Here is a 21522-nt window from a genome sequence, read left to right as displayed (position 1 = left end):
AGGTATTCATATGTCTGATTCAAACTTTGATACTAAGTCCTTTCGTAACGCTTTAGGTAGTTTTGCCACGGGTGTCACTGTCATTACAGCACAAGACACTAACGGTGCATTAGCTGGCGTTACCGCGAATAGTTTTAACTCTGTCTCACTTGATCCCCCATTAATTTTATGGAGTATCGCAAAACAGTCCAGTAGCTTTACTATTTTTGAGCAAGCAAGTCATTTCGCTGTAAACATTCTAGCTGCTGACCAAATAGATTTATCAAATAATTTTGCCAAACCTAGCGATAATAAGTTTGCTGATATCCCACACACATTTGGTTTAGGGCAAGCACCTCTTCTAGAGAATTGTACTGCTCAATTTGAATGCGAGAATCATCAAATATTAGATGGCGGTGACCATTGGATCATGCTTGGTAAAGTCATGAGCTTTAATACCTCAAATAAAGCGCCTTTGCTTTATGCTCAAGGTAGCTATGCAGGAGCAGTCCCTTTCCCTGCTCCCAAAAAGGACATGAATGCCGCAGATATCTTTAGTCATCAGCCGAAGAAGTTAGAATCAAATCTTTTTTATTTAATGACCCAAGTTGTACGAAAATATCAGCAAAGCTATCAACCTATTCAAGAATCTATGGGGCTTAGCGTTAGTGAAGCACGAATACTAATGATAATTGCCGAAGCACCAAGCTTGCCTTTAGTACAGTTAGAAGGAGCTGTTGCCATGCCGGCTATTGATGTAAACAACGCCATTGAAGGCTTAGTTGATAAAGGCTTTATTCGACAGTTAGAAGACTTTATTAAACTAACAGAGAAAGGCGCTAAAAAAGCGGATCAGTTATGGAGTCTAGCTCAGCAACAGCAGGAGAAAGTATTCCAAGACTTTAGCCAAGATCAAGTCGCTTCTTTCAATCAATCTCTTATTAAATTACTCACTTAGAGTTTATTGCCCCATTAACATATTTCAATTTTAATGGGGCTCTTTTCTTATCCTTTGTTTAAATAACGCAAAGCTTGATTACAGGCTAAACGAATTAACTTAGGCGCCATATCCCTTGCAGTACTTGTCTCTTGTCGAGTTCGAATCCAGCCAAGATATGTCATTGCTCGAGCGGTTAAAAATAAGTCTAACTTAGATTCTTGTGCCTCACTTAAATAACGATACTTTCTATAACCCGTGAATAACGCAGCTTTAGCTATAGGGTAAATTTCCTCTTCACGTATAAAGTAAAGCGCGGTAGCCAACTCAAACATATGCCAACCAAAGCCAGCATCATCAAAGTCTATCAAGCGGACTTTTCCAGCATCATTTATCAGATTCTCAGGAACAAAATCCGCATGAATCAAGCCATAATTATTCTGCTTTTTATCCAAGTGAGATAAGTCTTTCTCAAGCTTTTCTCTCACTTCAATAAGTAGCGTTTTTTGTTCTTGGGTTAATAATGCCAACTCCCAAAATCGCCCCCAAAAAGGCTGTTCCCCAACAAGGCCAGCTTGATCCCACGCATGTCTCTCAAAGCCTTCGGGTAATGGCCAACGACTCGATTGGTTGTGTAGTTTGGCCGCAAGCTCGCCTAGACAAGTAAACATGCTGTCTATCTCAGCCATATTTTGTCCTAACCCAGCTTCAATAGAGCCAATTTGCTTACCCTCAACCCAAGCAAATAAGTCGACTTGCCTAGCCTCTGGCACCTCTTCAATCTGAACCACAATAGACAGCTCGCCAGTTAAAGAAGGAATCACTTCGGGCACTAAAATATTCGACTCAGCTAACGCGCCTAACCAAAGCAGTTCACTATTTAACGCTTTGTCAGTGTGATAACCAGGCCTGTGGATACGCAAAGCATATTTTCTGCCATCCTTCAGCCTTACTTCATAAACGGCATTTTCTCGATATTTAATTAAGCTTAAATCAGCCTCTTCTAACCCCCAAAAAGCTAAAGCTTTCGAGCCTAATGATTGCAGTCTTTTTTCTTGTTCATACTGATCTAATTGATAGAAACCTTTCATCAATGCCCCTCCTCAATTAATTGCTCAAAAGAAGCGTCTAAAGTCTCTAACAAAAGGTTTGCATGAGTTTCATTAAAAGGCATGGGAGGTCGTAGTTTTAGAATCGAATCGGTAACACCTATAGTGCTAATTAATACTCCTCTCTCTCGCATAATATTGATAAGACGTTTCGCTTGATGGATCGCTGGCAGCTTAGTTTTTCTATCAAGCACTAACTCCAGAGCAAAAAACATTCCTAAGCCTCGAACATCACCAATAAGCTCAAACTTACTCTGTAATCGTTTTAAACCCTTGATTACATAATCTCCTGTGGATATCGCGTTTTGTTGAAGGTTTTCATTAGCTAAAACATCCAATACAGCCATACCAACCGCACTGGATACGGGAGTACCTGCAAAAGTATTAAAGTACATGGCTTGTTTACTGAAGCTTTCTACTAAGTCAGGCCTTGCGACCACACCAGCAAGTGGGTGACCATTGCCCATGGGCTTACCTAAAGTGACAATATCTGGAGTCACACCATAGGCTTGATGAGCCCACATATGCTTGCCAGTTCGCCCAAAACCCGCTTGCACTTCATCAGCAATAAAGAGTCCACCAGCCTTACGTACTATGGCTACAGCTTCCTCTAAAAAACCTGCAGGTACATTTAATAAACCTTCATTAGCAAAGTCAGGACAGACTAATATAGCGGCAACCTTTATTCCGGCGTCTTCAAATTCATCAATCGCTGTGCGTACTTGAGCAACATAAGCTTGTGCAAGCTCCTCATGTTTTACATCCGCCAAACCTCGGTAAGAGTCTGGTATTGCAAAGGCTTTGACACGCTTGGTTCGTTTTGCCTCTGGCATAAAACCTGTACCAATTTCGGCCACCGATTCAGTATTACCGTGATAGGCAAAATCTGTCACTATCACACCTTGAGCATTCGTTGCATGGCGAGCCATACGTAAGGCTAATTCATTCGCTTCACTGCCAGTACAGGTCAACATAGCCATGGATAGTGAGTCATCAAAGCTTGCTGTTAAACGCTCTAAATACTCAACCACATTATCGTTAAGGTAACGGCTGTGGATATTTAGCTGACTTGCTTGCTTATTTAAGGTTTCAACCACATGAGGGTGACAGTGGCCTACATGAGGTACATTATTGTAGACATCCAAATATCGACGCCCTTGTTTATCATAAAGCCAGACACCTTCTCCACGAACCAGATGTAAAGGCTGCTCATAAAAAACAGGGCTATGTTGCCCCATCACCTGAAAGCGGCGAGCAAGTAGCTCATGAGTCGTACTTTTTTTCATAACCTTATCTTCTATGTTTCAAATGTTAGAAGATAAGTATCAAGTTAGGCGGGCAAATTGGGCATCAACCAAAAGGTTGAAACCCTATTTTATTAAACTTGATGATGGGCCGTTTAAATTTAGGCTTGAACTAAGAAAGCACCATTAGTTGACTACGTGAGTTGACCTGACATTTACGAAAAATATGAATCAGATGGGTTTTCACTGTCGCGAGACTTAGGCCTAACTCATTCGCAATATGTTTGTTCTGCATGCCTCTTAATAACAAAGCTAAAACATCAAATTCCCTTTGAGTTAGGCCAAACTTGGTTTTCAGGCTCTGCTTTTGATTGGCTCGCTGAGGCAAATATATTGTCCCTAAAGAGAACTCTAAAAAAGGCTGTAACTTCTTTAACAAATCTAATTCTTGCTGGCTAAAGTCGTCTAAAATTTGTTCTCTTAAAAGGCTAATCACAGCCACTATCTTGCCTTCAATACGCAAAAAAATATCAAGTACATATCTATGGTTATTAGGCACCATAAAGTCTTGAAAGTAGCGTGTTTGTTTTAAAAAGTGGGGCTTAATTTGTGAGTCCAAGGTTGCAAGTTTGACCTGGCTCCCCTTAAATTTTGTCAGATTCAATGGGTCAAACTGTTTATAATCACGGCAATACTGACTCTCTATATCGTATTTTCCCTTATAACTAACAACACTATTGTGATGATCATTTTCTTCGACCAGAAAAAAAACAGCATCAGTGATTGGCAAGAGTGAATTAATAAGACTCAGGCTCTGAGTTTGAAACTGAGGTAAAAAAGTGGCGTTTGGTAGCATCATAATAACGTCGGAGGCTAAAACTTTAGCCTCCGTCACTTATCAATGTTTAGCGAATGATTTGAAACGGCCATAGGCAAAAATCAATATGGCTAAAAGAGTAACTGTTAGTAAAGTTAAACTGATAGGTCGCTCAATAAAAACCATAAAGTCTCCACCTGATACCCCCAAGGCTTGTCTCATTCGGGTGAGAAATACTGGCCCTAAAACTAGCCCTAAAATAATTGGCACTGCCGGAATATTGTTCCGCTTCATAATGTACCCAATGATAGAGAAGAAGAGTGCAATCAAAGCATCACTGAATTGGTAATTTTGGCTATAAGCACCGAGGAAGCCCAATACTAAAATGAACGCACCAATAAATCGTCCACGAATACGAGTAATATTTACGATGAATCTACTTGCCATACTTAAATAAAAGAAAACAAAGACATTCATGACAAATAAGGAAACATAAAGCCCGGAGATAAACTCAGGGTGTTCTGAGAATAACCTAGGCCCTGGGATATAGTTATGCACCATAAAAACAGATAATAACATGGCCATTAATGCATCAGCAGGGATACCAAAAGCTAATAATGGAATCAATACCGAGGCTGTTACCGCATTATTTGAGGTTTCAGAGGCGATTAAACCCGCTTCTGCACCATGGCCAAACTCCTCAGGTTTTTTTGAGAATTTTTGCGCTAACGTATAGGAGAAAAACTGCGATCCAAACTCACCCACACCAGGTAAAAGCCCCATTACCACGCCTAAAAAAGCAGAGCGTATAGCTGTTACCTTATTGCGCATTAAGATAAAGAAGCCCTCAAAGAAGTCACCCTTTTCCAATTTTGTAGCACTTGAGTCTTGCCCTCTAGTTGAAAGCAAAATATAAGCTTGTGACATGGCAAATAGACCAATCACAGCTGGTACAAGGGGCACTCCACCTAGCAGCCATTCTTGATCAAAGGTATATACTTGAGTGTTATAAGATCGGTCGATGCCAACTGTCCCCAAAAAGATCCCTAGACCAATCATAGCAGCCGCCTCAAGTACAAATTTATTGTGAGCCAGCACCACGAATACCATGCCTAACAAGGCCAGCATCGCAAATTCTGCACTCCCAAAAAGGGTTGCTACTTGGGATAGAATTGGAGCAAAAAATACCAGTGATAGCACACTAATAATGCCACCGAAAAAAGAAGAGGTGTAGGCAATAGAAAGGGCTTTTTTTCCCTTACCTTTTTTTGCCATAGGGTGGCCATCATAGGTTGTTAACACTGCAACAGGAGTACCAGGAGTATTCATCAATATTGCAGGTATGGCCCCACCATACCAAGCGCCTCCATAGACACCAAGTAGCAGGGTGACGCCAAATAATGGTTCCATCGAAAAAGTGAGTGGCAGCAAGATTGCCATCACACCTGCTGGCTCTAAACCAGGAATAGAGCCAATTGTGACACCAATTAAGGCCCCAAGAATTACCGCAAAAATAACGCCATTACTAAAGACTTCATTAATGCCTAACGTTAGCAGTTCCATACGCGTCTCTTAACTAAAAATATTTATTCATAAACCACAATAATTCGCCTTCAAAGAAAGCTTCATATAGGGCAACGTCTGGAAACCAAATATTCACACCAACACGGAATATGAGTACAACACCAATGACAGTTAAGCAGGTGCAAAGGGACCAGAATGGGTTTAATAAACGAGATAGCCACAACAATAGATGAACAAAAATTAAGGTTGAAAAGAAAAAGCCTATTAATGAAATACTCGATACATAAAAGTAAAACAGAACCGAAGTGATAAGCATGACACGATAGTTCGACAATGCAGTCATCAAAAAATCGAGAGAGAAATCACTAAAATCTCGCGTGCTTTTCAGATAAATAACAGACTTAATAAAAGAAAAAAAAGCCAATATGGATAAACCAAACAAAGGCGCAACATAAGGCTGAGTAAACCAACCTCTGCTAGAGCTAATCTCTTTCGTTTGAGTGGGATATATCAAGATGAGGATTAATGTAATCACAAATACATAGATAAACAGGTAATCATCTTTTTTTTCAGTAGGTGCCATTACTCGAACCCTCTTTCTTATTCTTAAGTTGGTTTGAGATAGGCACAATCAACACAGGTATTTTTGATTTGTGAATGACTTTTTGTGCAGTAGAACCCAAAAAAACTCGTGTTAAAGCATTTACTCTACGATCGCCCATTACAATTAAATCAATATCATATTGCTTAGACATATCTATGATAGTTTTGCTGGGCTCGCCAAACTCAACTAATACTTCAATTGACTCAATATCAATAGAATCCTCTTCTAGCTCCTCTACCATAAAGTCATAAATACGCTTATTTAGGAGCGCTTTCATGTCTTTGGTAACTGAGTCTAGATGTTGCTTATGTGCTTTTTTGATTCGAAATTGACTCGACCTTTCTCCATCGTCACGAATAAAGGGTTCAAATACATGTAAAAAATAAATGGTAGATTTATTCTGTATTGCTTGCTTTACAGCAATTTTAAACACATCTCTACTTCCTCGATTTAAATCGGACGAATAGAGAATTCTATTGAAATTCTTATCCATAAAAGCTCCATAAAAAAAGGAGGACTTTCGCCCCCCCTTTCACTTGAGATTATGATTTTGTAAGGTTTACAACTTTACGAACGGTATTTTCTAAAAGGCCTTCAAGACCAAATTCGACACCATAACCAGAGCTTTTATTACCGCCAAATGGTACATGCGGCAAAACCTCAGCGTGGTTATTTATCCATACTGTTCCGGAATCCAATTGCCCCACTGCATAGTCCATTTCTTCACCTGGCTCTCCCCATACAGATCCACCTAGTGCAAAATCAGTATTGGTTGCTTGCGTAATGGCATCATCTAATTCGTCATAAACTATGATAGGTAGAACTGGCCCAAATTGCTCTTCACTAACCACTCTCATGGTTGTTAAAGCCCCTTTCACAATCGTTGGCGCAATAAAGTAACCTTGAAGGCCTGCAGGAAGATCTGCGCTCAGAACTTCAGCGCCAGCGGCTTCGGCCTCACTAATAAGCTCTGAAACCTTATTAAATTGAGCTGCATTTTGTACAGGACCAAAGCTCACGCCATCTTGCATGCCGTCACCTACTTTTTGGCTCATGGCAAGCTCAACAAGAGCATCTGATAAAGCATGATATTGGCTTCTATGAACATACAAGCGCTTTAAGGCCGCACAAGTTTGCCCCATATTGACAAAGGCGGTAATAAAAATTGGCTCTGCAATTTTACTAATATCTGCACCCTTGAGTACGATACCTGCATCATTACCACCTAGCTCTAAAGTCACCTTTTTTAAGGTAGGTGAAATCAAGCCTGCTATATGCTTACCCACCAATGTAGATCCAGTAAACACAACCTTATTCACTAAGGTATTTTGAACTAGGGCTTCCCCAACATCCTTTTCACCTAATACAAAATTAACAATACCTTTCTCAGGCAAAGCCTGATTAATAATCTCTACTAACTTAAGTGTGCTTAAGGGAGTAAATGTTGAAGGCTTTATCACCACAGTATTGCCAACTTTTAATGCTGGCATAATATGCCAACAAGCAATCATTAAAGGCCAGTTCCAAGGTGTAATAGACGCAACCACACCAACCGGTTTTCGATGTACCTCTACCTTTCTTTGAGGGCTATCTTCTAGTACTTCAACAGGAATTTCTAACTCAGCATGATAACGAGTCCAACCAATTGCACCACCAACTTCCATCATAGCCAACGGCATAGGCTTTCCTTGCTCTGCCACTATTGTTTCAGCTAGATCCGTTTGAGCAGCTTCGATAGCATCAGCGATTTTATGAAGCCGTTTGCCTCTTTCGGCTTGATCCAAATTAGACCATTCGGAAAAAGCCTGTTGAGCATTAATAACCGCTTTATTCACATCATCAATATCACTTAGAGCAATAGAGGTGATCACTTCTTTTGTCGCTGGATTGATTACTTTTGTTTGCTGATTACCAGTGAAAACACATTCGTCATTTAGCATCATTCTTACCTTCTCATTCTTCACCAGAAAAATTTACTTATTCATGTATTCAATTAATTTTTCTGCGTTGTTGTAATCAAGCTCAACTACTTTTTCAGCATCATCACGTCCTGTCCAATACACAACAGCCCCTGTATTTTCAATTAACTCAATGACCCTAGAGTTTTGAAGTGCTTTTTCTGAAATTTGAGCGATACGCTCTTTAATCACCTCAGATGTGCCAGACTTAACAAACAAGCCATTCCAAGGTGTTTGAGAAATCCCTGTCTTTTCAAACAATGTTGGTAATTCTGGCGCAATCCTTAATCTGTCATGGGTAAAGGAGGTAAGTAGTTTTACCTGTTTTGAATTAATACATGGAAGAATTTGCTGTGTAGTCGTATTAATAACATCAGCATCGCCATTGGCTAATGTTGAGCAATCATTGGAGTCAAAAGCGGCATCTGATGAGAATTTGATATTGAGTTGTTCGGCCGCTTTAAAAGTCAAAGCTGTTGGTAAGTTTTGATAGCCAAAGTGAGCTAAAGAAACATTGTTTTGTTGAGAGTAATCTGCAAGCTCTTCCAATGAACTATAAGGCGCATCAGCTCTTACGGCTAATACAAAAGGATAGTCTAAAAAGATTCCAACTGGTTCAAAATCGTTTCTACTATAAGGCGCATTACCTGACATCACACTTGTCGTGAGTAGATCAACAACAAATGAACCTATCACTGAACCATCATTGCGTGAGCGTGCAACTTCAGCAGCACCAAGCACCCCACCACCACCAGGCTTATTCACCACAGTAGCAGGAACACCTGTTTCTTTACTCATTTCTTCGGCAATAACACGGGTTAATATATCTTCAAGGTCGCCAGGAGGCCAAGGCACGATAAACTTCACAGGGCGATTTGGATAATTATCTGCAGCAGTGACGCTAGCACTCATTACAACAGATGAAGCAGCGATAGCTAGCATGCTAAATGTTTTAACTATTTTAGAGTGTCTCATAAACCTTCTACCTTTTTATTTTTTTGATTTGAAACTAAATTAGCACAAAGCTTTTAAGCTCCCCCATGTCCCTAAAGGGACATTTTTATAAGTTAAGGGCTATTTTTTAATCAGAAAAAATCTATGAGTTAAAGAAGGTGGACTTAATCAGGAGCGAGTAAATCAATAATGAAAACGTATTTATATATTTTAAAATCAACACCTTATTTAATTTTAAAAAATTATTTTATTAATTTTGATTTAATAAAGGTTAGATTTCGAGTGAAAGGAATCAAAATTTAATTTAACATATTAATTAGTTTTATAGCCTTAAATATTTGCTATAAAGTACAAATTGAAATCACTTATTACTCAGTATGGATAGGCATAACTTATGCGAAAATTTGACGACTCTCTGCCTCTAAAATTACTCAAAGCAAGAGAAGCGACAATGGTATTTTTCAGACCATTATTACAAGAGGTTGATCTAACTGAGCAACAATGGCGGGTTATACGAGCATTAAATGAGCATGCTGAATTAGAGTCCAAACAGCTTGCCGTACATTGCTGCATTTTAAGCCCTAGCCTAACAGGCATCTTAAATAGACTAGAAGCTCAAGGCTATATAGTGAGAAAAAAGTCTACCGAGGACCAAAGACGAGTATTAATTAGTCTTAGTGATAAAGCACAAACTATGTTTGACGAAATCAGCCCTAGGCTCGAAGCTAAGTATGCTCAAATGACCAGTCAGCTATCTCAAGATAAAATGGATCAATTAAACGATTTGCTAAATCAACTTTGTAATATCAAACCTTAGCAAATCAGTAGAAACCAAATATGTCCCTTTCGGGACATAGATTCCTCTCTTCAAAACCATAGACTTAATGGCATCTTCACAAAAGATAGAACAAGTGACTATGCCAGCTCGCTGTTAAAACTGTGAATATATCTAGTTTCATACTCAGTTTTATGGGAGCAGATGTTAGCCTCCAAGGCTTTAAGATCGGCATTATCACTTGAATTAATAACACTCTTTTCACGTATTTGAGTTATTAGATTATCGGAGTAAATAATGTACGAAAAATATAAAACAGCCCCAAAAAACTTCTGGCACCCTATGGGCCCAACGTCTCCAGGCAATAAAGGTGAGACCCTTATTATCGCTTCTGCCGATGGAAATAATGTCACTGATGTGGATAACAATCAGATGATTGATGGTGTTGGAGGCCTATGGAATGTCAATATCGGCCACAATCATCCTCAAGTAAAAGCGGCTATTAATAAGCAGATGGATGAACTCTCTTATTATCAAATGTTTGATGGCATTGCTCACCCAAGAGCATACGATTTGGCTGACAAGCTTATTGAAATGTTTCAGCCAGAAGACATGGCACGAGTACTTTTCAGCAGTGGTGGTTCTGATGCAGTTGAAACTGCGCTTAAAATGACACGCCAGTATTGGATTGCTGCAGGAGAGCCGCAACGTACTAAATTTATCTCCTTAAGAAATGCTTATCATGGCGTCCATATGGGAGGCACATCTATAGGCGGTAATAACGTCTTTTTATTAAATCATGGACCAATGCTAGCAGGTTGTATTCAGGTAGACACGCCTTGGTTATACCGTAACCCTTGGAATTGCGAAGACCCAGAACAATTAACCCAATACTGTATCAAGCAGTTAGAAGAGCAAATTGTTTTCAATGGCCCAGAAAATATTGCCGCTTTTATCGCTGAACCCGTTCAAGGTGCAGGTGGTGTTATTGTTCCGCCAGATAACTACTGGCCCGCTGTACGTGAATTATTAAATAAATATAATATTTTAATGATTGCTGATGAGGTTGTAACAGGTTTTGGTCGCTCAGGTTGCATGCTAGGTTCACGAGGATGGGGAGTTAAACCAGATATTCTTTGCTTAGCTAAAGGTATCTCTGCTGGATACATCCCATTAGGGGCAACTGTTTTTAATAAACGCATTAGCGATGCAATTGAAAACAGTCAAAGTTTTGCCAGCATGATAATGCACGGTTACACCTACTCTGGACATCCTGTTGCTTGTGCTGCGGCTTTGGCTGTATTAGATATTGTTGAGCAAGCAGACCTTCCTGCTAATGCCGCAAAAGTAGGCGCGCATTTAAACAAAAAACTACAGCCACTAGCCGAGAAGTATCATGCTGTAGGTGAAGTTAGAGGTAAGGGGTTAATGCTAGCGATTGATCTAGTCAAAGATAAAACGACACGAGAGCCAGTTAATCCAATGGAAGGTTATGCAAATAAGGTTGCAGATATCGCTAAAAACAATGGCGTTTTAGTTAGACCTGTCGGAACCAAGATTATTTTATCTCCACCACTTACGCTAACTGAATCCGAAGCAGATAAGATTGCACACGCTCTTGATTTAGCATTTCAAGAAGCACAATAAGCTTTAACATTTCTCGATTACACCCGTTAGACCCTTTAGCCTAATCAATATTTGATTAGGCTATTTTTTAGAATAAAAAAAGCGCCTAAACCTGACGGCTTAGACGCAAATGTTCCAATCGATCTAAAAGACAAAATGGAACCTTGAATGATAGGGACTTAGGCTGGTTAGCTAAAGTTATGCTTGGACTCTCGCAAGCAAGAGCCCAATGATAACGTCAGATAATCAATTTTATCAGGCTATCAAGTTACGCTTAGAAAGCGTAAACAGCACCTAGTGCAGTGAAAGAATCTTCTGCAGTACCTTGTTGACCAGCTTCAACATAAACATAAACGTCACCGTCGTAGTCTAGGTTGTAAGTTACACCAACTGCGTATTCGTCATAGTCAGAACCTGTTTCAAGATCAACAGTTTGAACTGAACCGTAAAGAAGACCATCAGCATGATCAGCATTGAAACCAAGACCGATGTTTGTACCTTCATCAGAGTTGTCTTCATATTTAGCCATAACATTCGCTACGCCTAGGTTGTAAGAAGCAGCTAGACCAATAGTGTCATCTTTGTTGATAACGTTTTCTAGAGAGTCATAACCTACTGCTAGCTCCAAATCACCTGCTGAGTACTTGATTACAGCAGTGATTGCTGTGCCATCTTCTTCAGTCTTAGCTTTAACTTCAGATTCACCGTCGCCAGTTACCTGAGCAGAAACTTGTACTTCAAAACCATTCATTTCTGGTGAGAAGTAAGCAATTGTATCGCCTTCAGTTGTCGTTGAAGAACCAGTTAGACCAGCATACTCATAAGAATCGATACCGTCTTGGATTGCATTGTTATAGATGCTATCGAAAGTACCAACTTGTACTTTACCGAAATCACCTTTCAAACCAACATAAGCTTGGTCTAGGTTAACGTCAACATCAGATGTTTTTTCGTCAGCGTCAGCTTCTAGTTCATACTTGAAGAAACCTGTTAAGCCATGCTTAAGCTCTTTCTCACCTTTAAAACCAAAAGTAGAACCGTTATCAGTTAGTTCAGCTGTATCTTCACCATCAGCATAAACTAATTGGATGTTACCGTAAGTGTCGATATCAGCAGCTTGTGCAGTAACAGCCGTAAAGGCAGCAGTAGTAACAGCAACTGCAACTAGTGTTTTTTTCATTTCAAGATCCCCGTTTTATTTATTTCAATCATTATTCAGCTTCACTGTTTGTTAGTAGAAACAGAAAACAACAACAATTTAACCTCAGGGAGAATTAACTCAATAAGCAGGGGATTGGTTTCTTCCTTCTTCACAGTTAGTTGCTAACTAATTGAAATTTCACAGGAAATAAGGATTAATAAAAAATGACTTCGTTATATTTTTTTATCTTTTAAAACAATAAGATAACTTTAAGAAGGGAATTAATTCTATTGAAAACAAGTACTTATTTCTTGCTAATTTCAAGCCAACTTAAACTCTGCCATTTATCAATTTTTGAACCAATTAAAGTTAAGCCTAGAAAAAAGCAAAAAAAACGGCCATTAAAAATGGCCGTTTTTAGTAGATTTAAACGCTTACCACATCAAATCATCAGGAATTTTAAAATCAGCATAAGGATCATCTTCATCAACAACCTCTTCTGACCTGTCGTTACACACTAGAATGAATGATTCATCTCTTTGTGCAATTTTAGCAGCTACCTGTTCGGGGATAATCTCATAACCTTCATCAAGTTTAACTATTGCTAATCGACCTACAGAAAGATCCTTATGTATACCTTCATTAACATAGATTTTCTTAACTTTTTTCTCGTCTTTGAAGTTATAAGCAACTTCGCCATCTTTATGGGTTAGCCTATTAAGTTCGATCATTTGGCGAATTTGAGCTTGCACAGCTTTTAACTGCATCGCTTCTTCTTTGGCTTTATTTAACGCCTTGTCTCGCTCAATTTTTTCATCACGTTGCTTCTTTAGTTCAGCTTGTTTCGCTGAGTCATCTTCTGCGACAGCTTTCCCTGTTTTAATTTTCTGCTTTTTTTGCAGTTTTTCAGCTTTTAATTTATTTGCTTTCTTTTTATCTACTAAGCCAGCTTTTAGTAATTGATCTTGTAGAGATTTTGCGGCCATAAATGCTCCTTTATGTTATTGTCACGCCCACCAATAAAATACTATTTCAGCATCAGTTTTGAGACCGATAAAATACGGTTTCAATTCACCACCTCTTATATAAAGGATTAGCTTTAATGGACATTAGCTTTTTTACAATCAGCCTATTAATCGGTACAGGCTTTATAGCAGGCATTATAAACACTTTAGCTGGCGGAGGCTCGAATTTAACGCTACCAGCACTTATGGTAATGGGAATGCCTGCAGATATTGCTAATGCAACCAACCGTGTTGGCGTCATCATGCAATCTATTGTTGGGGTTGCCGGTTTTAAAAAAGCAAAAAAGCTTGATACGAATGACATTACACCCGTTTTAATACCGACCTTAGTTGGTGGGCTAGTCGGTAGCTTGCTAGCTTCCTATGTTGACCCTCAATATCTAAAACCTTTACTACTGATTGCTATGGTGAGTATGACCTTAATCATGCTAATAAAGCCTAGTGTTATCTCACCACCAGAAGGAACCATACCTCATAAAATAAGGGAGAAGCCAAGTGCTTGGTTAGCACTTTTTGCGGCGGGTATTTATGGCGGTTTTGTTCAAGCAGGTGTTGGCTTTATTTTGATAGCAGCCCTAGCCGGTACATTGAGATATGATTTAATTCGAACCAACGCATTAAAAATGCTGTGTACTATTGCTTTTACAGTTATTTCGTTAGCTGTTTTTATCTGGAATGATCAGATTATGTGGATACCTGGCTTAATCTTAGCTGTTGGTACCATGTTTGGTTCGCACTTAGCCGTCAAGTTTGCATTAAAAGCGAACCCAAAAACGCTAAAGTGGTTCCTCTTCATCATGACTGTATGCGGAAGTATTGCCGCGCTTTTAACCTAAATAAAGCAAGTTAATAACTGTTTTAAGGCAGCTAAGACTGCCTTAAAAGCAAAGTTTTGAATCATTCAAGTTAGACACTCTGTGCTTTTAAGTATCTTGCCAGCAGATAAGATTTCTGATTTCACTAAATTATAAGCATAAAAAAAGACGACATATGTCGTCTTTTTTAAAAGTCTACACTCGAGATTTTCTCGAACGTTACTTCCTTTATCTCAAAAAAGAGATCTTATAAAGGAGTTACGTTTTGTGCTTCTGGACCTTTTTTGCCGTCTGCTACTTGAAACTCAACCTTTTGGCCTTCAGCAAGAGTTTTGAAACCGCTAGAGTTGATTGCAGAGAAATGAACAAAAACGTCTGGACCTTTGTCCTGAGTGATGAAACCGAAACCTTTAGTTTCGTTAAAGAATTTTACTGTACCTGTTACTACTTCAGACATAACGTTATCCTGTATTAAATAAATTAACTCATCCACATATCCAAAATAGATTATGCGTAAATAAGAGATTGCTGAAAAACTCGGAATTACTTATGACGAACAGGACGCGAAATTACTTGTAGGTAACATCGTAACTCTGGACATAAATACATTGCCAACTCTTTTCTAACGCGGACATTGTATCCCCCTAAAAATCATGGGTCAATGAAATGTCACGCTTATTTTTTATAAACGATTGGTCAAAGTCTAATCTAAAATGCTAGAAAAGCGCCTAATCAGACTAGGAATACAAATATCATAACGTTTTATTTATCTGATGAGCCTGATAGTCATAAATAATAAAACTTATTGAAATAATTTCTTCTTATAATTCAATCTTATTCGAACTTAATTTTCTGAATATTTATCACAAAAATTACGCTATAACTGACTTTTATTCATTACCTAAAATACGCTTGCTAATATAATTCTGTGCTTCACTATTGAACCAGAATAGATAACTCAGGAAGAGGTTTTTATGAAAGTTGCTGTTTTCTCTTGTAAACCATATGACCAACGAACATTAGACGAAGCCAACAAAAATACGAATATTCAACTTCACTATTTTGAAAGCAGATTAAGCGAAGAAACCGTCAGCCTAGCCCAAGGTTTTGATGCCGTCTCATGTTTTGTCAACGATCAGCTTAATAAGCAAGTCATCTCTAAACTCGCCGCTTATCAAATTAAGTGTATCGCTCTAAGATGTGCAGGCTTTAATAATGTAGATCTAGAAGCAGCGAGTGCCCTTGGTGTACAGGTATTTCATGTGCCTGACTATAGTCCAACCTCTGTTGCAGAACATGCCGTTGCACTCATACTAAGCTTGAATCGAAAAACTCATAAGGCCTATCAGAGAGTAAAAGAAGGTAACTTTGCACTAGAAGGTTTAATGGGCTTCAACCTATCAGGAAAAACCATTGCGTGTATTGGTACAGGTCGTATTGGACGTGCCTTTGTTAGAATAATGCAAGGCTTTGGCTGCCATGTTATCTGTCATGACCCTTATCCTAATGAGAGTTTATTGAAACAAGGAGTGGAATATTCAACATTAGATAAAATCTACCAAGAAGCAGACATTATTAGCCTACACTGCCCATTAAACGCCCACACTCAACATCTGATAAATAAAAATAGTCTGGCAAAAATGAAAGATGGTGTAATGATAATTAATACAAGTAGAGGTGGTTTAGTTAATGTGCAAGATGCACTTGATGGGCTCTACCAAAAGAAAATAGGCTACCTTGGACTAGATGTTTACGAGCAAGAGGGCTCTCTCTTTTTTGAGGATATGTCTGATACCATCATTCAAGACAGTGTATTTCAGTTGCTATTAACCTTTCCAAACGTGATGGTTACAGGGCATCAAGGCTACTTTACAGACATAGCGTTAGAACATATCGCCCAAACCAGCATTGAAAACTTAACCAGTTTTCAATTAGGCAAAACAAATAATCGGCAACTTACTTCTCAAAGCGTGTAGAATTCATCTCTTATAGTCAGTCTAGCTTAAGGGCATCATGAAGATAACACTACGCCAATTACAAATTTTCGAAGCGGTTGTACATACAGGATCAGTGACTGCAGCCGCCGATTTAGTTGCTATCAGCCAACCTGCAGCTAGCCAAGCACTTAGAGAACTTGAAGCGCTGTTAGGTCGCCCTCTATTTAGACGCCATGGAAAAAGGCTACAAATAACACCTCAAGCTAGAAACTTGCTACCACAAGCAAGGGCTGTTCTATCTCAGATAGATCAAATTGAAAGTATGGGATCATCTGACGAGTTGAGTGGCTCGCTTCATTTGGCAACTAGCGTCAGTATTGGCAACTATTTATTACCAAAGCAAATGGCGAACTTTAGCCAACAGCACCCTCAAATACGCTTTAATTTAGATATAGGCAACACTCAAAGCGTTATTCAACAATTGTTAACAGGTAAAGCTGAAGTAGGTTTTATCGAAGGCTATTGTCAGCATGCAGAGTTAACAGTCGAACCCTGGTTACAAGATGAGCTAGTCGTTTTTGGGTCAGCGAAAGAAGAAAGAAGCAGCGAACTCAGTTGGGAAGAGCTTGCAGAGTCTAACTGGGTAATGCGAGAAGGAGGATCAGGTACAAGAACGATTCTCGAACAAGCTATTTCTGAACAACTTACTCAATTAAAGGTCTCACTCTCATTAACCCATATGGAAGCAGTAAAACAGGCTGTTATTCACCAAATGGGGCTGGGTTGCCTTTCTCGAATGGCGGTGTCTCAAGAATTAGAAGCAGGCCATATTCGCCTATATAAAACCCCTTTAAAACTTAATCGTAACCTTCTTATTGTGACACCTAAGGGCTCTGCACTGACTCAAAACGCTCAATGTTTTGTCGACCAATGTCGAAGTTTAAGCAGTGAAGAAATAAGCAACCACAAACATATTAATAGCTAGCAGCATGCTGAGGAAGATCATCTAAAATAGGCTCCCAGGCAGCTTTAGAGTCCACATAAATATGACACTGAGGAGTAATACTAGGCTCAGTGTCTAAGATAGCTAACGGAATATCCAAATGATTTGGGCAGTCTTTATTGTAGAAGTAGATATTAGTCCCGCAGTCTTTACAGAAACCTCGCCTAACTCTCTCTGAAGAAGCAAACTTTCTGACTCTTTTTTTTCCTGAAATCCATTCGACATCAGATTTAAGAGCTACGCCATAAGCGGCATTTGCAGCACCATGAGATTTTTGGCATTGCTGACAATGGCAAATACTCGAACTAATAAATGCTGTTTTAATTTCTAGTTTGACCTGTCCACACAAACAAGATGCCTTCATATTAAGCCTCTGCTAACGTCGATTTTGTCGACTAAATGCATGCACTAAATTAAGCGCTTAAGTTATGACGGCATTATGCCAGAGCTTCTGCTTCGCTCCAAGTTGTACAACCACACCTCCACATTGCTTTCAAACTCTAATCAAACAGACTCTTTCTATAGTAACCAACATTTAGTTAAGCCATTTCTGTAAAAATATGATCTACTTAATAAAATATTTTAACTAAGCTTGAACAGTCGTTTACAATAGAACGACTTTTTATCTATAAACTCAAATAGCAAAGTAATATTACTGGCTATTCGACTCATCACTCTTTTGGAAGTTAACTGCATAACGATAATGAATATAAATAAAATTGACCTGAATCTGCTTATTTATCTCGACGTGCTACTACGTGAATGCAATGTTACTCGTTCGGCTAACAAGCTAAACATCACTCAACCTGCCATGAGTAACGGCCTTAAAAGATTGAGAGACTTACTTGGTGACCCTTTACTAGTACGAACGAGTGAAGGAATGAAACCAACAGAAAAAGCGCTTAGACTTCAACCAATCGTTCGTAAAGTATTATTAGAACTTGAAGAGGCATTACAGCCTGAAGCCGACTTTAATGAAAAAACAAGTAAGCGTGTATTTCGTATCATGGCCAGTGATTACGCTGCGTCTACTGTGATTCCTGGCTTATTAAACCGTTTAAGAGAAAATGCACCAGGCATTACTCTCGATATCATGACCCCAAGTGATGTTACCTTTCATGATGTTGAAGCGGGTAAGATTGATATGGCCATCAACAGATTTGAAGAGTTACCTCAGTCATTCCATGAGAAAAGTGTTTGGCATGATACTTTTGTCTGCATGATGAGCTCGGACAACCCTCTAAAAAATAGTTTCAACCTTGATGCTTATTTAGAAGCTCAGCACATATGGGTAAGTAAGACGGGGTTTGGTGTTGGCGTTGGTATGGACCCAAATGACGTGCAAAAGTTAGGCTGGGTTGATGAAGCACTTCAAACAATAGGCAGAAAACGTAGTATACGCGTATTTACTCGAAGCTATCACACAGCAATGCATTTAGCTCATGAGCAAGATCTGATCGCAACGCTACCTCGTAAGGTTGCTATGGTGAATAAAAACAATCCAGATGTTGTCATTCTTGAGCCGCCTTTTACCATCCCTCCTATCGAATTAAAGATGATTTGGAGCCCACTATTACATCATGATGCCAGTCATAATTGGTTCCGTAAGCAAGTCATTGCCTTAGCTAACGAGCTTCAAGCTCAAGCAAAGCGCTAAAAATCATTAACAATAAACACAAAAAAGCCGACATTAATGCCGGCTTTTTTAATGCTTGAGCAAGGACTAATTATAGGCCTTCGCTGCTCTCAGCTAGGTAAGAAGCAACACCTTCTGGTGTATTTACCATGCCTTTGTCACCTTTGTTCCAACCAGCAGGACAAACTTGACCATTTTCTTCGAAGAACTGAAGTGCGTCAACAATACGTACAAGTTCGTCCATGTTACGACCGATAGGCTCGTCATTTACGATTTGTGAACGTACAAAACCTTTTTGGTCAATAACAAAAGAGGCACGCATAGCAACACCAGCTGGGTAGTAAGAATCGCCACCTTCAGATTCAATGCCGTATGCTTGAGCAATTGCGTGGTCCATATCAGCAGCAAGTGTATATTCAACTTGACCAATACCACCTTCGTTTACTGGAGTGTTTCTCCAAGCATTGTGAGTGAAGTGAGAATCAATAGAGATACCTACAACTTCAACACCCATTTTACGGAATTCTTCCATGCGGTTAGACATAGCAATGATTTCAGAAGGGCATACGAAAGTGAAGTCCAAAGGGTAGAAGAATACAACAGCGTATTTACCCTTGATTGTTTCTGCTAGGTTGAAAGAATCAACAATAGAGCCATCAGCAAGTACTGCTGGAGTAGTGAAATCAGGTGCTTTTTTACCAACTAAGATAGACATCTTAATAGTTCTCCATTTATGTAGTTAAAGTAATTAACGTAAAATTTGGCTTAGGTTTTAAAAACTCAATATGATTTAGCATTATACCGATTTATTTATGACAGACTGATTGAAACAATTTATTAACCTGATAAATAAAGGCTATAACCATTTTAACAAATCAGTTTTTGCTAAATATAAGTTGGTTAAAACTTACTCAGCAGACTCGTCAGATTCACCTGCAGCAGCTTTAACAATAGGTGTTAACTCACCGTTGTTAGCCATTTCTACCACTATGTCACAACCACCAATTAGCTCACCGTTAACCCAAAGTTGTGGGAAAGTTGGCCAGTTAGCATATTTAGGTAGCTCTGCACGAATCTCAGGGTTTTCTAAAATATTAACAAAAGCGAAACGTTCACCGCATGACATCAAGGCCTGAACAGTTTGCGCAGAAAAACCACACTGAGGCATACGAGGTGTACCTTTCATGTATAACAGTACCGAGTTATTCTCGATTTGCTCTTTAATCGTATCTAAAGTACTCACAATAAAACCTCATTCAACTATCTAATTAACCGGATTAGCCTTGACTCATATTGTATATTTTCTATACCAACAAAAATTTCAGGCGATTGATAGCAGATTATGGGGTGCCTTTTTACGATTACAAGGTTAATTTTTCATAACTATAAACAAAACCTGCTTTACTAGCGGTTTTGACTGTATTACATTCGCCGATTCACTTTTAAAAACTCAAGGAGACTATCGTGTCGCCAAGACATTTTCTTACGCTTACAGACCTTACTTCTGACGAGCTAAAGCAGCTACTTTCACGCGCAATTGAACTAAAAAAACTGCACCGTGACGGTACCCAATACCAGCCGCTTAAGAATCGCGTTATGGCAATGATTTTTGAAAAGTCATCAACACGAACACGAGTCTCTTTTGAAGCTGGTATGGCCCAATTTGGAGGTCACGCACTTTTTCTATCTCCCCGTGATTCACAACTAGGTCGTGGCGAGCCTATCGAAGACAGCGCTCGCGTGATTTCAAGTATGGTAGATGTTGTGATGATACGAACCTTTGAGCATGAAAAAGTTGCGAGATTCGCAGAGTATTCATCTGTTCCTGTTATTAACGCCCTGACTGATGATTTTCATCCTTGCCAACTATTAGCAGACATGCAAACTTATCTCGAACATAGAGGTTCAATAGAAGGTAAGAAAGTCGTCTGGGTTGGCGATGGAAATAATATGTGTCATTCCTATATGAATGCGGCCCACCTTTTAGACTTCCAACTTGTTGTTGCTTGCCCTAAAGGCTATGAACCGAATGCAGAGTTAACGGCTAAATACGCTGATCGAATTACCATTACTCAAGATGTACAAGCAGCTGCAACGGATGCAGATCTCATAGTGACCGACGTGTTTGCATCTATGGGCCAAGAAGATGAACAAGATGCTCGTATGAAAGATTTTGACGGTTTCCAAGTCAACAAAGCACTCATGTCTCTAGCCAATGATGATGCTTTATTCATGCATTGTTTACCAGCACACAGAGGTGAAGAAGTAACTGCTGAAGTTATTGATGCTGACGACTCTGTGGTTTGGGATGAAGCCGAAAATAGACTACATGCACAAAAAGCGCTGCTTGAGTTCTTATTATGTAGCTAACCTATGATAAGGGCTGTAACATTAGCTCAGCCCTTACCATCACCTTTTGAGCCAGATCCAGTTCAAAC

General features: G+C 39.2%; 22 protein-coding genes. 8 read left to right on the top strand and 14 right to left on the bottom strand.

Annotation, left to right across the window (positions count from 1 at the left end; translation table 11 throughout):
• Nucleotides 1–10 precede the first annotated feature (10 nt).
• On the top strand, nt 11–937 hold the full coding sequence (locus TW85_RS01080; protein WP_046015228.1) for a p-hydroxyphenylacetate 3-hydroxylase reductase component: 927 nt from the start codon (nt 11–13) through the stop codon (nt 935–937).
• 47 nt (nt 938–984) lie between these two features.
• Here TW85_RS01080 and TW85_RS01075 read toward each other — a convergent pair whose 3' ends face one another.
• The 8 genes from TW85_RS01075 to TW85_RS26120 form a co-directional block, all read right to left on the bottom strand.
• Nucleotides 985–2007 carry a phosphotransferase gene (locus TW85_RS01075; protein ID WP_046015227.1) on the bottom strand — a complete coding sequence of 341 codons (1023 nt, stop codon included), beginning with the start codon at nt 2005–2007 and terminating at the stop codon, nt 985–987.
• A complete protein-coding gene (locus TW85_RS01070; protein ID WP_046015226.1) occupies nt 2007–3311 on the bottom strand; it encodes an aminotransferase class III-fold pyridoxal phosphate-dependent enzyme in 1305 nt (434 codons plus the stop codon). The genes TW85_RS01075 and TW85_RS01070 overlap by 1 nt, the downstream gene beginning before the upstream one ends.
• A 130-nt stretch (nt 3312–3441) precedes the next feature.
• On the bottom strand, nt 3442–4128 hold the full coding sequence (locus TW85_RS01065) for a helix-turn-helix transcriptional regulator (RefSeq protein ID WP_046015225.1): 687 nt from the start codon (nt 4126–4128) through the stop codon (nt 3442–3444).
• Between the two features lie 39 nt (nt 4129–4167).
• Nucleotides 4168–5649 (bottom strand): tripartite tricarboxylate transporter permease, encoded by a 1482-nt coding sequence (locus TW85_RS01060; RefSeq protein WP_046015224.1) that lies wholly within the window; start codon nt 5647–5649, stop codon nt 4168–4170.
• A 13-nt stretch (nt 5650–5662) separates the two neighbouring features.
• Nucleotides 5663–6193: a hypothetical protein gene (locus tag TW85_RS01055; RefSeq protein ID WP_046015223.1), complete on the bottom strand. Its 531-nt coding sequence runs from the start codon at nt 6191–6193 to the stop codon at nt 5663–5665.
• The gene (locus TW85_RS01050) at nt 6180–6707 is read right to left on the bottom strand and encodes a universal stress protein (RefSeq protein WP_046015222.1); all 528 of its coding nucleotides are present in this window, start codon (nt 6705–6707) and stop codon (nt 6180–6182) included. The genes TW85_RS01055 and TW85_RS01050 overlap by 14 nt, the downstream gene beginning before the upstream one ends.
• Nucleotides 6708–6756: 49 nt before the next feature.
• Nucleotides 6757–8157, bottom strand: coding sequence for an aldehyde dehydrogenase family protein (locus TW85_RS26125; RefSeq protein WP_046015221.1), 1401 nt, complete (start codon nt 8155–8157; stop codon nt 6757–6759).
• 30 nt (nt 8158–8187) lie between these two features.
• Nucleotides 8188–9147 carry a tripartite tricarboxylate transporter substrate binding protein gene (locus tag TW85_RS26120; protein ID WP_046015220.1) on the bottom strand — a complete coding sequence of 320 codons (960 nt, stop codon included), beginning with the start codon at nt 9145–9147 and terminating at the stop codon, nt 8188–8190.
• A 373-nt stretch (nt 9148–9520) separates the two neighbouring features.
• Here TW85_RS26120 and hpaR point away from each other — a divergent pair, with 373 nt between their 5' ends.
• Together hpaR and TW85_RS01030 are read left to right on the top strand one after the other, a co-directional pair.
• Nucleotides 9521–9943, top strand: coding sequence for a homoprotocatechuate degradation operon regulator HpaR (gene hpaR, locus TW85_RS01035; RefSeq protein WP_046015219.1), 423 nt, complete (start codon nt 9521–9523; stop codon nt 9941–9943).
• Nucleotides 9944–10198: 255 nt separating this feature from the next.
• On the top strand, nt 10199–11548 hold the full coding sequence (locus tag TW85_RS01030) for an aminotransferase class III-fold pyridoxal phosphate-dependent enzyme (RefSeq protein WP_046015218.1): 1350 nt from the start codon (nt 10199–10201) through the stop codon (nt 11546–11548).
• 253 nt (nt 11549–11801) lie between these two features.
• On the opposite strand, the gene TW85_RS01025 is transcribed toward TW85_RS01030, so the two are convergent.
• On the bottom strand, nt 11802–12707 hold the full coding sequence (locus tag TW85_RS01025) for a porin (RefSeq protein WP_046015217.1): 906 nt from the start codon (nt 12705–12707) through the stop codon (nt 11802–11804).
• A gap of 395 nt (nt 12708–13102) precedes the next feature.
• Nucleotides 13103–13654, bottom strand: a complete 552-nt coding sequence (locus TW85_RS01020; protein ID WP_046015216.1) for a DUF2058 domain-containing protein — start codon at nt 13652–13654, stop codon at nt 13103–13105.
• Between the two features lie 116 nt (nt 13655–13770).
• Here TW85_RS01020 and TW85_RS01015 point away from each other — a divergent pair, with 116 nt between their 5' ends.
• A complete protein-coding gene (locus TW85_RS01015; protein WP_046015215.1) occupies nt 13771–14529 on the top strand; it encodes a sulfite exporter TauE/SafE family protein in 759 nt (252 codons plus the stop codon).
• Between the two features lie 226 nt (nt 14530–14755).
• On the opposite strand, the gene TW85_RS01010 is transcribed toward TW85_RS01015, so the two are convergent.
• Nucleotides 14756–14965: a cold-shock protein gene (locus TW85_RS01010; protein ID WP_009835384.1), complete on the bottom strand. Its 210-nt coding sequence runs from the start codon at nt 14963–14965 to the stop codon at nt 14756–14758.
• A 517-nt stretch (nt 14966–15482) separates the two neighbouring features.
• Between TW85_RS01010 and TW85_RS01005 the strand changes: the two genes are divergently transcribed.
• Nucleotides 15483–16484, top strand: a complete 1002-nt coding sequence (locus TW85_RS01005; RefSeq protein WP_046015214.1) for a 2-hydroxyacid dehydrogenase — start codon at nt 15483–15485, stop codon at nt 16482–16484.
• Between the two features lie 37 nt (nt 16485–16521).
• Entirely contained in the window at nt 16522–17430 is a 909-nt protein-coding gene (locus TW85_RS01000) for a LysR substrate-binding domain-containing protein (RefSeq protein WP_046015213.1), read from the top strand.
• On the opposite strand, the gene TW85_RS00995 is transcribed toward TW85_RS01000, so the two are convergent.
• A complete protein-coding gene (locus TW85_RS00995; RefSeq protein WP_046015212.1) occupies nt 17420–17812 on the bottom strand; it encodes a GFA family protein in 393 nt (130 codons plus the stop codon). The two genes, TW85_RS01000 and TW85_RS00995, sit on opposite strands and share 11 nt — an antisense overlap.
• A 339-nt stretch (nt 17813–18151) precedes the next feature.
• Here TW85_RS00995 and TW85_RS00990 point away from each other — a divergent pair, with 339 nt between their 5' ends.
• On the top strand, nt 18152–19105 hold the full coding sequence (locus TW85_RS00990; protein ID WP_046015211.1) for a LysR family transcriptional regulator: 954 nt from the start codon (nt 18152–18154) through the stop codon (nt 19103–19105).
• Between the two features lie 70 nt (nt 19106–19175).
• On the opposite strand, the gene TW85_RS00985 is transcribed toward TW85_RS00990, so the two are convergent.
• Together TW85_RS00985 and grxD are read right to left on the bottom strand one after the other, a co-directional pair.
• Complete coding sequence (locus TW85_RS00985) at nt 19176–19799, bottom strand: peroxiredoxin (RefSeq protein WP_046015210.1); 624 nt, start codon at nt 19797–19799, stop codon at nt 19176–19178.
• Between the two features lie 192 nt (nt 19800–19991).
• Nucleotides 19992–20330 carry a Grx4 family monothiol glutaredoxin gene (gene grxD, locus TW85_RS00980; protein ID WP_046015209.1) on the bottom strand — a complete coding sequence of 113 codons (339 nt, stop codon included), beginning with the start codon at nt 20328–20330 and terminating at the stop codon, nt 19992–19994.
• A 218-nt stretch (nt 20331–20548) separates the two neighbouring features.
• Between grxD and argF the strand changes: the two genes are divergently transcribed.
• Nucleotides 20549–21454, top strand: coding sequence for an ornithine carbamoyltransferase (argF, locus tag TW85_RS00975; RefSeq protein ID WP_046015208.1), 906 nt, complete (start codon nt 20549–20551; stop codon nt 21452–21454).
• The last annotated feature ends 68 nt before the right edge of the window (nt 21455–21522 follow it).

This window comes from Marinomonas sp. S3726 (genome assembly GCF_000967665.1).
GTDB lineage: Bacteria > Pseudomonadota > Gammaproteobacteria > Pseudomonadales > Marinomonadaceae > Marinomonas.
The sequence above is the reverse complement of the archived record's forward strand: the minus strand, read 5'-3'. Positions and strand labels throughout refer to the sequence as shown.

Coding starts and splice junctions, on each gene's coding strand:
- TW85_RS01065 (WP_046015225.1), bottom strand. CDS start 4,128: ATGATGCTACCAAACGCCACTTTTTTACCTCAGTTTCAAACTCAGAGC.
- TW85_RS01060 (WP_046015224.1), bottom strand. CDS start 5,649: ATGGAACTGCTAACGTTAGGCATTAATGAAGTCTTTAGTAATGGCGTT.
- TW85_RS01010 (WP_009835384.1), bottom strand. CDS start 14,965: ATGTCTGAAGTAGTAACAGGTACAGTAAAATTCTTTAACGAAACTAAA.
- TW85_RS00985 (WP_046015210.1), bottom strand. CDS start 19,799: ATGTCTATCTTAGTTGGTAAAAAAGCACCTGATTTCACTACTCCAGCA.
- TW85_RS26120 (WP_046015220.1), bottom strand. CDS start 9,147: ATGAGACACTCTAAAATAGTTAAAACATTTAGCATGCTAGCTATCGCT.
- TW85_RS01070 (WP_046015226.1), bottom strand. CDS start 3,311: ATGAAAAAAAGTACGACTCATGAGCTACTTGCTCGCCGCTTTCAGGTG.
- TW85_RS01075 (WP_046015227.1), bottom strand. CDS start 2,007: ATGAAAGGTTTCTATCAATTAGATCAGTATGAACAAGAAAAAAGACTG.
- TW85_RS00990 (WP_046015211.1), top strand. CDS start 18,152: ATGAATATAAATAAAATTGACCTGAATCTGCTTATTTATCTCGACGTG.
- TW85_RS01025 (WP_046015217.1), bottom strand. CDS start 12,707: ATGAAAAAAACACTAGTTGCAGTTGCTGTTACTACTGCTGCCTTTACG.
- TW85_RS01005 (WP_046015214.1), top strand. CDS start 15,483: ATGAAAGTTGCTGTTTTCTCTTGTAAACCATATGACCAACGAACATTA.
- TW85_RS01080 (WP_046015228.1), top strand. CDS start 11: ATGTCTGATTCAAACTTTGATACTAAGTCCTTTCGTAACGCTTTAGGT.
- TW85_RS01015 (WP_046015215.1), top strand. CDS start 13,771: ATGGACATTAGCTTTTTTACAATCAGCCTATTAATCGGTACAGGCTTT.
- TW85_RS00995 (WP_046015212.1), bottom strand. CDS start 17,812: ATGAAGGCATCTTGTTTGTGTGGACAGGTCAAACTAGAAATTAAAACA.
- TW85_RS01020 (WP_046015216.1), bottom strand. CDS start 13,654: ATGGCCGCAAAATCTCTACAAGATCAATTACTAAAAGCTGGCTTAGTA.
- TW85_RS01000 (WP_046015213.1), top strand. CDS start 16,522: ATGAAGATAACACTACGCCAATTACAAATTTTCGAAGCGGTTGTACAT.
- TW85_RS01050 (WP_046015222.1), bottom strand. CDS start 6,707: ATGGATAAGAATTTCAATAGAATTCTCTATTCGTCCGATTTAAATCGA.
- TW85_RS26125 (WP_046015221.1), bottom strand. CDS start 8,157: ATGATGCTAAATGACGAATGTGTTTTCACTGGTAATCAGCAAACAAAA.
- TW85_RS01055 (WP_046015223.1), bottom strand. CDS start 6,193: ATGGCACCTACTGAAAAAAAAGATGATTACCTGTTTATCTATGTATTT.
- TW85_RS01030 (WP_046015218.1), top strand. CDS start 10,199: ATGTACGAAAAATATAAAACAGCCCCAAAAAACTTCTGGCACCCTATG.
- hpaR (WP_046015219.1), top strand. CDS start 9,521: ATGCGAAAATTTGACGACTCTCTGCCTCTAAAATTACTCAAAGCAAGA.